At 63.7% G+C, this 8560-nt stretch carries 11 protein-coding genes; 7 read left to right on the top strand and 4 right to left on the bottom strand.

Annotated features, from left to right (window positions below):
• The first annotated feature begins 314 nt into the window (after positions 1 to 314).
• The 3 genes from AB4Z10_RS29590 (at position 315) to AB4Z10_RS29580 (ending at position 2571) form a co-directional block, all read left to right on the top strand.
• On the top strand, positions 315 to 818 hold the full coding sequence (locus AB4Z10_RS29590; RefSeq protein WP_441473976.1) for an autotransporter outer membrane beta-barrel domain-containing protein: 504 nt from the start codon (positions 315 to 317) through the stop codon (positions 816 to 818).
• Positions 794 to 1294: an autotransporter outer membrane beta-barrel domain-containing protein gene (locus AB4Z10_RS29585; protein WP_441473975.1), complete on the top strand. Its 501-nt coding sequence runs from the start codon at positions 794 to 796 to the stop codon at positions 1292 to 1294. Before AB4Z10_RS29590 ends, AB4Z10_RS29585 begins: the two co-directional genes overlap by 25 nt.
• Positions 1295 to 1563: 269 nt before the next feature.
• The gene (locus AB4Z10_RS29580; protein ID WP_441473974.1) at positions 1564 to 2571 is read left to right on the top strand and encodes a c-type cytochrome; all 1008 of its coding nucleotides are present in this window, start codon (positions 1564 to 1566) and stop codon (positions 2569 to 2571) included.
• A 476-nt stretch (positions 2572 to 3047) separates the two neighbouring features.
• Here the strand turns inward: AB4Z10_RS29580 and AB4Z10_RS29575 are convergent, their stop codons facing one another.
• A complete protein-coding gene (locus AB4Z10_RS29575; protein WP_441473973.1) occupies positions 3048 to 4454 on the bottom strand; it encodes a flotillin domain-containing protein in 1407 nt (468 codons plus the stop codon).
• Here AB4Z10_RS29575 and AB4Z10_RS29570 point away from each other — a divergent pair.
• From AB4Z10_RS29570 to AB4Z10_RS29555, 4 genes are read left to right on the top strand one after another with little or no spacing between them, the layout of a single operon-like run.
• The gene (locus tag AB4Z10_RS29570) at positions 4417 to 5145 is read left to right on the top strand and encodes a response regulator (RefSeq protein ID WP_441473972.1); all 729 of its coding nucleotides are present in this window, start codon (positions 4417 to 4419) and stop codon (positions 5143 to 5145) included. The genes AB4Z10_RS29575 and AB4Z10_RS29570 overlap by 38 nt on opposite strands.
• Positions 5142 to 6359, top strand: coding sequence for a histidine kinase dimerization/phospho-acceptor domain-containing protein (locus tag AB4Z10_RS29565; protein ID WP_441473971.1), 1218 nt, complete (start codon positions 5142 to 5144; stop codon positions 6357 to 6359). The genes AB4Z10_RS29570 and AB4Z10_RS29565 overlap by 4 nt, the downstream gene beginning before the upstream one ends.
• Positions 6356 to 6766: a sensor histidine kinase gene (locus AB4Z10_RS29560; RefSeq protein ID WP_441473970.1), complete on the top strand. Its 411-nt coding sequence runs from the start codon at positions 6356 to 6358 to the stop codon at positions 6764 to 6766. The genes AB4Z10_RS29565 and AB4Z10_RS29560 overlap by 4 nt, the downstream gene beginning before the upstream one ends.
• Positions 6759 to 7157 (top strand): ribosomal maturation YjgA family protein, encoded by a 399-nt coding sequence (locus AB4Z10_RS29555; protein WP_441473969.1) that lies wholly within the window; start codon positions 6759 to 6761, stop codon positions 7155 to 7157. The genes AB4Z10_RS29560 and AB4Z10_RS29555 overlap by 8 nt, the downstream gene beginning before the upstream one ends.
• A gap of 114 nt (positions 7158 to 7271) precedes the next feature.
• Here AB4Z10_RS29555 and AB4Z10_RS29550 read toward each other — a convergent pair whose 3' ends face one another.
• The 3 genes from AB4Z10_RS29550 to AB4Z10_RS29540 all read right to left on the bottom strand — a co-directional run.
• The gene (locus AB4Z10_RS29550) at positions 7272 to 7781 is read right to left on the bottom strand and encodes a hypothetical protein (RefSeq protein WP_441473968.1); all 510 of its coding nucleotides are present in this window, start codon (positions 7779 to 7781) and stop codon (positions 7272 to 7274) included.
• A gap of 44 nt (positions 7782 to 7825) precedes the next feature.
• Entirely contained in the window at positions 7826 to 8083 is a 258-nt protein-coding gene (locus AB4Z10_RS29545; RefSeq protein WP_441473977.1) for a GCG_CRPN prefix-to-repeats domain-containing protein, read from the bottom strand.
• 288 nt (positions 8084 to 8371) lie between these two features.
• On the bottom strand, positions 8372 to 8560 hold a 189-nt coding region (locus AB4Z10_RS29540), incomplete at its 5' end, for a hypothetical protein (RefSeq protein ID WP_441473967.1).

Raw genomic sequence — 8560 nt, 5'->3', positions numbered from 1 at the left:
GCAACCAAATCAAAAGCCCGCCCCTCAAAAGGCGGGCTTTCGATCGTTCAGAGCGCAAGCGCCACCTGCTCACAAAGATCCACCCCGAAAACCAGGCAAACAGCCAAAGCCCCSAGCTCTCCGCTTGACCGCTCGGCAGGAACGCTGCCCCCGCAGCAACCACATCGGCCTAGGCCGCCGAATAAGCTTCTAGGTCGCTTCCTGTTCCACAGGGGAACGTCCCATTTGTTGTACTCACCCTGCACCGCCCTTACCCGGTCCCATAGGTCCTACTCGATAACGCGGAGGCCGGGAACAACCGGCCGGATTATCTCGTGATCGGGGTTGGCCCGCGAGACACGCTTATCTGTATCGGGATCCTTCACGAAGTTTTGCCGATCCCGTGGGAGTTTATCGATATCCTGATGCCGGCGCCGCGCTTCGAGGAGCGCTTCGCCATCTGGGGCGAGGCGGTGGAAGCGCAGGCGAACACCGATGGGGACGGCAAGGCGGCGGGGCTGTCGCACCGCACCGGCGGCGCCATCCTCGGCGCTGACGTCAAGCTCTACGATACCGGCGCGAGCTTGCTCAAGGTCGGCGCTGCCGGCGGCTATACCCGGCCGAACTTCGATGTCGACGCCAGGCTTCCTTCCGGCCGGCTCGAGAGCGGCCACGCCGCGCTCTATGCCGGTGCGCACTTCGGTACCTGGCGGCTCGACGGCGGGCTGGGCTATTCGTTCGGCGATACCAGCCTGCCCCCCAGGTCCAGATCCGTGGATTCGGCGACACGCTGCGCTCGGACCGCGGCAGCCGGGTGGCGCAGGCCTTCGCCGAGCTAGGCTATCCGTTCACCTATGAGCGCTTCGCCATCGAACCCTTCGCCCAACTCGCCTTGCTGCGGGTCTCGAGCGGCTCCGACGTCGAGCAGGGCGGCGCTGCGGCGCGATGCGTCTTCCCCGGCGACCAGAATCACGGATTCACGACATTGGTCCTGCGCGCTGAGGCGCAACTCGGCACGATGCCGCTCTTCGCCCCGAGTCTGCTCGGCTGGCGCTATGGCTTCGGCGATCTGACGCCGAATACCGTGACGGCCTTCGGCGCCGGCACGGTGTCGGCCGGGGTTTACGCCGCGGCCATCGATCGCAATGCGCTGGTCGCCGAAGCCGGGCTCGACTGGCGCGCCCACGCCTCGACCACTTTCGGGATCTCCCACTCGGCCGCCATGGGTGAGCGAACCCGCGACCAGGCCCGCAAGGGACGGCTAGACGTTAGGTTGCGAAGGCGATCACAAGTCAGCGGCGACCTGCGGGCATGAGGATCGGGTACGGCAGGCGACCGCGTTCGCGCCTATGAATGTCCGCTCTCAGGCGACCGCCCAATGGCTGCGATTGGCGCAAACCACCCTATAAACCACCCTATTCAGACTCCGTGGGTCGGCGGATCGCATTCCGCGCTGGCCCCTTCTGCATCGCGCGCCGCGGCGAACCCAGCCGGCAATACATCTCATTGGATCGATCATGTACGATCCGCTTCGCGATGCCTCGGCGCCGAAGCCAGGGCTCGGGTGGTCACAGGGAGATTATGATGGACCTCGTCAGAGCAACCCTCAACATTGTCGGCGTCCCGCTGATTGCTGCGGCCGCGTTCATCGGCACTGCCGGCGCATTTGCTCAGTCTCATCAGAAGATAACCGAGTGGACCGTTCCGGACGTGGCGGCGCTTTCCAACAGCGCGGCGGATCAGCTCGTCAAGAAGGGCCGCGATCTCATCGTCGCGACCCCCTCGCTGATCGGGCCGAACGTGGAGAGCCCGGGCCAGCGCTACGCCGGGAACAACCTGTCGTGCAGCAATTGTCACCTCTCAGCAGGGACCCGGAAATTCGGCTTGCCGCTGTTCGGGCTGGCTCACCTGTTTCCGCAATACAGCAGCCGGACGGGCGGGCAGATTACCGTCGAGGATCGCCTGAACTCCTGCATGACACGCAGCATGAACGGACGCGCGATGCCCGACGACGCGCCCGAAATGCTGGCCCTGGTTGCCTATATCGACTTCCTCTCCAGCAATGTTTCAAAGGGCGAGACGCTGTCGGGGCTCGGAGCCGGTTCTATGCCCGAATTGTCCCGCGCAGCCGATCCGGCGCGGGGGCAAGGCGTGTTCCAGAAGGTTTGCGCAGCCTGCCATGGCACGGACGGCTTGGGCGTGCGACGAAACCTGCCGACCAGTGACTTCGGCTATATGATCCCACCTCTTTGGGGCAACGACAGCTTCAACAATGGAGCCGGGATGGCTCGGTTGAGCGTGGCGGCGAACTTCATCCACTTCAACATGCCTCACGGCACCGACTTTACCGATCCGCAGCTTTCCGTCGAGGAAGCGTGGGATGTCGCCGCCTACATGCTCTCGCACCCTCGGCCGATCAAACCGGGGTTGGAGAAGGACTTTCCTGACCTGCTCCTGAAGCCGGTCGACGCTCCCTACGGCCCGTATCCCGATGGCTTCAGCGCGGATCAGCATCGCTACGGGCCATTCGGGCCAATACGCGACGCGATCGCCAAGCTGAAGCAGAACTCCGCACCGACCTCGCTGCGATAGGAGCGGACAGGCAGAGTTCCCATAAATCATCCAATCGACCGAGCCCTTGTAGCGGCAAGGGAGGCGCTCCTGTGAGAATGGTCGATCGATAGTTGGCCATTCTGTCAGAGAGGAGAACACAGCGAGGGCGAACGTACCTCGGCGCTGAGGCGCGCGAGGCTAGGATAGAGTCCCTCGAGTCTGGCGCTAATGCGCATCATTCGAAGGGAAGCGGAAGGGATGTCCGGTTCAAGGCGTAAGCTGATATTCCCTCAAGGCGCGGGCAATGAGCCGAACTCTTCGGAACTACCGCGGGAAGACGGCGTGAGGGCTATGCTCTCACCCCAGACTGCTCATCCAACCAGTCGAGCACACGCCTATCAGGCAGCGAGCGGTTTCCCATCGAGCCGCCTGCAGCGGTATCTTCTGGCGCAGGTATTCCATGACGTCTGCCCGCTCGCTTGAGCCATTCAACAGGCTGCACCCGATCGATGGGGTCAAGCGGGCTCGCGGTCTCCCGCTTCGGCTGGCTTCGTAACCTGTCGGGGAGATGGCTTGCTGCTCCCCCCGACAGTACCACCGAGCGAGGCGGCGAGGAGAGCCTGGGTCGGGTCCGCCCCCTTGAAGCCGGCCTGGGCCAGGATCTCGTCCAGGATCGGCTTCTGTGCCGTGAAGCTCAGCAACTGGCTCGACAGGTCGCCGACCGGGTTGCCGCCCTGCTCGCCCGATCCGCCACCGAAGGAGCCCATGAGTCCGCCGGTGCTGAATATCCGGATATCGGATATCTTCTCGATCGGCTTCATCGCCTGCGCGAGCGCCTCGGGCACGATCTCGACGCGCGCCCTGGCCAGTTCGAACTCGATGATGTTCGCGGCAAGGGCGTTGCGGGCCTCGTTCTTGGCTCGCTCCGCCCGGGCCTCGGCTTCGCCGAGTTCGATCACACCGGTCGCCCGAATCTTGGCGGCTTCGGCTTGCGCCTCCGCTTGTATCTTCATCGCGGCTGCGAGGTTTTCGGCGGCTTCGCGCTCCGCTTCGGCCTTGACCGTGATCGCGGTGGCCTCCTGTTCGGCTTCCTTGCGGGCGGCGATCACTGCGATGCGCTTGGCGCGCTCGGCGATCTCGACCTCGCGGGCGGTCGTCACCTGTTCCTCGGCCGTGATGGCGCCGGCCTTGGCCTCGTCGGCCTTGGCCCGGGCGGCCTGCTCCTCCTCGGTCTTCTGGGCGACGGCGATGGCGGCCTCGATGCGGGCCGTCTCGGTGATCTTGCGCGCTTCGGCCTCGCGCTCCGCGATGCCGCGCTCGGCGGCGATGCGAGCGGATTCCCGTGCCTGACGCGCCTCGGCGTCGCGTTCGGCGATGCCGCGTTCCGTGTCGAGGCGCGCGGTCTCCTCCGAGAGGCGCGCGAGTTGCTCCGCCTTGGCAGCTTCGGCGCGCGTTTCGGCGGTCTTGTTGGCGATGTCGCGCTCCTGACTCAGTTCGGCGTCGCGCTGCTCGCGTTCGATGGTCAGGCGCCGCAGCGAGGCCTCGCGGTCCTTGGTCGCGATCTCGACCTCGTTGTCGCGAACGATCTGGTTGCGTTCGCGCTTGCGCTCCTCGGTGATCTTGGTGAGCGCGGTCAGGCCTTCGGCGTCGAAACTGTTGTTGGGGTTGAAATGCTTGATGTCGGTCTGGTCGAGCCGGGTCAGCGAGACCGATTCCAGTTCGAGCCCGTTGGACTGGAGATCGTGCGCCACGGCGGCCTGAACCGATTTCACGAACTCGGCGCGCTGCTCCTGCAGGTCGCGCAGCGACATCGTCGCAGCGACGGAGCGCAGGCCGTCGACGAATTTGGCCTCAACCAGGGTCTTGAGCGCGTCGACATCATTGGTGCGATCGCCCAGCGTCTGCGCGGCAAGCGCGCGCATTCTGGTCGTCGACGACGACAGCCATATCCGGGACGTGATCTGCTTCGCACTCGAAAAGGCCGGCATGGCCACGGCGGTCGCACGCGACGGCGTGCAGGTCCTCGACGCCTTCAGGCAGCGCCCGGCGGATCTCGTCGTCCTCGACATCGGCATGCCGGAGATGGACGGGCTGGAGGCCTGCCGGCAGATCCGGAAATTCTCCGAGGTGCCGATTCTGTTCCTCTCGGCCCGCGACGACGAGATCGACCGCATCCTTGGGCTGGAGATCGGTGGCGACGACTACGTCACCAAGCCGTTCAGCCCGCGCGAGCTCGTCGCCCGCGTCACTGTGATTCTCAAGCGCGTCCGCTCCAGCGGGGCCGCGGCCAGGGCGGCCGAGGCTGCCTTGTCCTGGGGCGCATTGAGGCTCGATTCCGCAGCACATATGGTCCACTTCGATGGCGGCGAGCTGTCCCCGACGGCGATTGAGTTCGCGGTCCTGCGGATGCTGATCGCCCGGCCGCGCCAGGTCTTCACCCGGGAGCAGATCCTCGACAGCGCCTATGGCGGCGCGATCCATGTCTCCGACCGGACGATCGACAGTCATATCCGCAACATCCGCAGCAAGTTTCTGAAGGTGGGCTGCAAGAACACGATCGAGACCGTGCATGGCGTGGGTTTCAGGCTAGGGCGATGCGAGGCGTCGACGTGACAGCACAGTACGCTCTGCCGGTCCGAGTGGCGCCGAAGTGGAGGCCGAACCTCAGCCTCATCGTCTTCATGATGCGGACCGCCGTGCTGGCCCTGCCTTTCGTCGGACTATTCTTCTTTCGGATCTACGAAAACCAGCTCGTGCACCAGACAGAGGCAGAGCTGATCGCGCAAAGCGCGGCCCTGGCAGCGTCGATCCGGCGCGATCTGGACAGCCATCTGCCGCCCGATATCACCCTGGGACAACGTGCTCCGGCAGTTGCGCCGTCCGAACAGGCTGAGCCCTTCAAGCCGATCATCCCTAACCTCGACCTCGCTCGGGGCGGTCTGCTTGGCCGCAGGCCCGATGCACTGCCGGCTTCCCAACCTGTCAGCCCAGTCTTCAAGGCTGCCGGCGAGCGCCTGTCTCCCCTGCTGGCGGACACGCAAAGCATCACGCTGACGGGCTTTCGCCTGCTTGATCCGAACGGCGTCGTGATCGCCGGGAGAGGGGAGATCGGTCTCTCTCTTGCCCATGTCGAGGAGGTTGCGGAGGCCCTGCAAGGACGCTTCAAGGCAGCTCTTCGGCAGCGTGTCTCGCAGAATGCGCCGCCGCCACTCTATTCGCTCAGTCGCGGCACGAGCATTCGTATCTTCTCGGCCATGCCGATCACCATGCGGGGCCATGTCGCGGGCGTCCTCTACGCCTCGCGCACGCCGAGCAACGTCTTTCGCCATCTTTACGAGGAGCGTGGAAAGGTCGCGCTGGCGGGCGCCTCCATCGCTCTGCTGACCATTCTGATCGGTCTCGCCTTCCATCGCACCATCACGCGCCCGGTTCATGAGCTGATCGCGCGGACGACGGCCATCGGACATGGTGACCGCAGCGCCATGCGCCCGCTGAAACATCACGGCACAGCCGAGTTCGCGCGACTTTCGCAAAGCTTCCTTGATATGGCCGGCAGCCTCAACAACCGCTCCGACTTCATCGCGACCTTCGCGGCGCATGTCTCGCACGAACTGAAATCGCCGTTGACGTCGGTCGAGGGGGCAGCCGAACTCCTGCGCGACGACATCGCCTGCTCCGTTCGCTCGATGACCGACGATGACCGGCGCCGCTTCCTCGATAACATCATCTCCGACACGCATCGCTTAACGGCGATCACCAACCGCCTGCGTGAACTCGCGCGAGCTGAAAATGCGCCCACCGGGGCGCGACGGACCTGTCACCCGTGATCGACGATCTCCAACGCCTTTTTCCGGCGCTCGGCATTCGCGCCGATGGCGCTCTCGACCGCGCCATCCGCATCTCCGCCGAGAACCTCCGCATCATCCTGTCCCATTTGGCCGACAATGCGCTCCATCATGGCGCAACGCGGATCGAGGTCACCGCGAGCGCGGATGAAGATCGGCTCGACCTGGTGATTAAGGATAATGGCAGTGGGGTTTCGCCCAACAACCGAGCCCGGATTTTCGACCACTTCTTCACGACGCGACGTGACGCTGGCGGCACGGGAATGGGACTATCGATCGTACGCGCCATGTTGACGGCCCATGGTGGCGCGATCGCGCTTCTGGACAATGCGGATGGTGCGGCCTTCAGGCTGTCATTCCCGCTAGTGGGCAGGATCGACCATGGTTGAGGTAGCGGCGCGATCGCGTCTGGTGACGATTGCCCTGGCCGCCTCGATCATCGCCTCGGGACTACTCTTGAGGCGCTTCGGCCCAGGTCTTGGCCTGCCCTTCGTGGTCGTACAGTATGGTGGCTCGCTGCTTTGGGGAATGATGGTCTACCTGCTGTTGGCGGCCACCGCCGTCCGGCGGCCTGCCGCGCAACTTGCAATGCTGGCTGCGCTGATCGCGGTCAGCGTTGAACTGTTTCGCCTCTATCATACATCTTGGCTCGACGCGTTCAGGTTGACGACATCCGGCGCCCTGCTGCTTGGCAGAGTGTTCTCGCTCTGGAACTTAGCGGCCTATGGGCTCGGCATTCTTCTCTGTATCTGGATCGACCTAGCAGTGAGAAGGCGTTAGCGCCGATAGGCCACGGTCAGCTTTTGGCGCCTTTAGATAATCCGGGGAGGCGACGCCGACCGTGACGTGTGGCACGAGTCTTTTGCCGCTTGAGGCCGAAACGTACTTAGCCACCTAATCGATCGTTGGCTGGCCGATTTCGCGGTCGTCGGTCGTGGTGAAGAACGCAGCTGCCGTTCCTTTCTCGACGGTAAAGGGAGCAATTGCATCGATAAGCTTCTGTTGGAATCGGATGAGTTGGTCAGTCGGCTCTATTAGGATCACGGTCACACCGGTCTTATCCCATACGAGGAAGTCGTACTTGACCGCCTTCATTGTCCATCCGGCCGGTTTCTCCGCGGCCAGGACATCGCCAACCGCGGCGTAGACTTTGTCGAGGGCTGCCGTCTCGACGAACCGCTGTAGCATCGTGATGTGCGGGCGGTGTGTTGTATTTAAAGCGTAGCCCTCTGGGAAAACCTTGCGTAGGCGGCCATTGGCATCCTCCGCGTGTTTGATCATTATTGCGTCCGGTTCCAGCGCGATGTCGATGGCCGTGACGGAGTTTTCCTGCGCCGCCCCTGGGACAGCCAGCAATCCGAAGCCCGTTACAAGCGCGGCCATGAAGTTCAAATATTTAGGCATTTTACTTCCTGCGCTTCAGACTAATTTCTCAAGCATGGCACGGGCTAACGGATCACAATCGGCCGTCGATCGATGACGACGGGACGCGGGCGAACGACGGTACGAGGAGCGACCGCAACGGGCCGGGGAGCAACGACGACCGAGCGAGGAGCGACAAACAAGGGTCGCGGCGCAACGACGACGCCCCCGCCAACCCGGACACAGCCGCCGAGCGGGCCACGATAGTAGCCGACGCCGCATCCGCCCGCGACCTTTGTGACGTCATAAGCTGTTGCCCGTGAAAGGGCGGGTGACGTCGGCATGGCCTGCGCCCCGAACGATGTCAGGGCGAGGAACGCGACGCCCATGGAGGCAAAAACAATCTTTACGAGCACTTTTGTCGATCCGTATCCTTTAAATATATGAGCGCTATCCTGTGTGGCCGGGGCCGGCGGCGTCGAGAGTGCAGCGGAAAAACCAAACGCAAGTCACTCATCATTGAATTGCCCTTTCGTGATTCAGCAGCGGCTTCGGAGAGTGGAGTTTCCGCGCTGTCGGAACTTGAAGGGAGGCGGCGAAGATCGTGTTCGCCGCCTCCGGCTGGTCGGCGCTCAGTCCAGATAGTCGACCTTCAGACGCCGGATCTTGCCATTGAAGGCGAAGGGCTTGCGGTCGAAATACGCAAGTGAGACGGGGGAATAGCTGTCACGGCCGACGTCAAAGGCGTCATTGGCAGTGAAGGTAAGCGCTGCCGAGCGTGGGACGCGCCCCTTGCTGACTTCCTTGCCGTCGACGCGGAT

Origin of the sequence: Allobosea sp. RAF48, assembly GCF_052114025.1 — a bacterium.
Classification (GTDB): Bacteria; Pseudomonadota; Alphaproteobacteria; order Rhizobiales; family Beijerinckiaceae; genus Allobosea.
This window is presented reverse-complemented; position numbering and strand designations above follow the sequence as displayed.

What these genes read in the sequence shown, in the direction of transcription:
- AB4Z10_RS29545 (WP_441473977.1), bottom strand. Translation starts at nt 8,083, where the DNA reads ATGCCGACGTCACCCGCCCTTTCACGGGCAACAGCTTATGACGTCACA.
- AB4Z10_RS29555 (WP_441473969.1), top strand. Translation starts at nt 6,759, where the DNA reads ATGGTTGAGGTAGCGGCGCGATCGCGTCTGGTGACGATTGCCCTGGCC.
- AB4Z10_RS29580 (WP_441473974.1), top strand. Translation starts at nt 1,564, where the DNA reads ATGGACCTCGTCAGAGCAACCCTCAACATTGTCGGCGTCCCGCTGATT.
- AB4Z10_RS29550 (WP_441473968.1), bottom strand. Translation starts at nt 7,781, where the DNA reads ATGCCTAAATATTTGAACTTCATGGCCGCGCTTGTAACGGGCTTCGGA.
- AB4Z10_RS29575 (WP_441473973.1), bottom strand. Translation starts at nt 4,454, where the DNA reads ATGCGCGCGCTTGCCGCGCAGACGCTGGGCGATCGCACCAATGATGTC.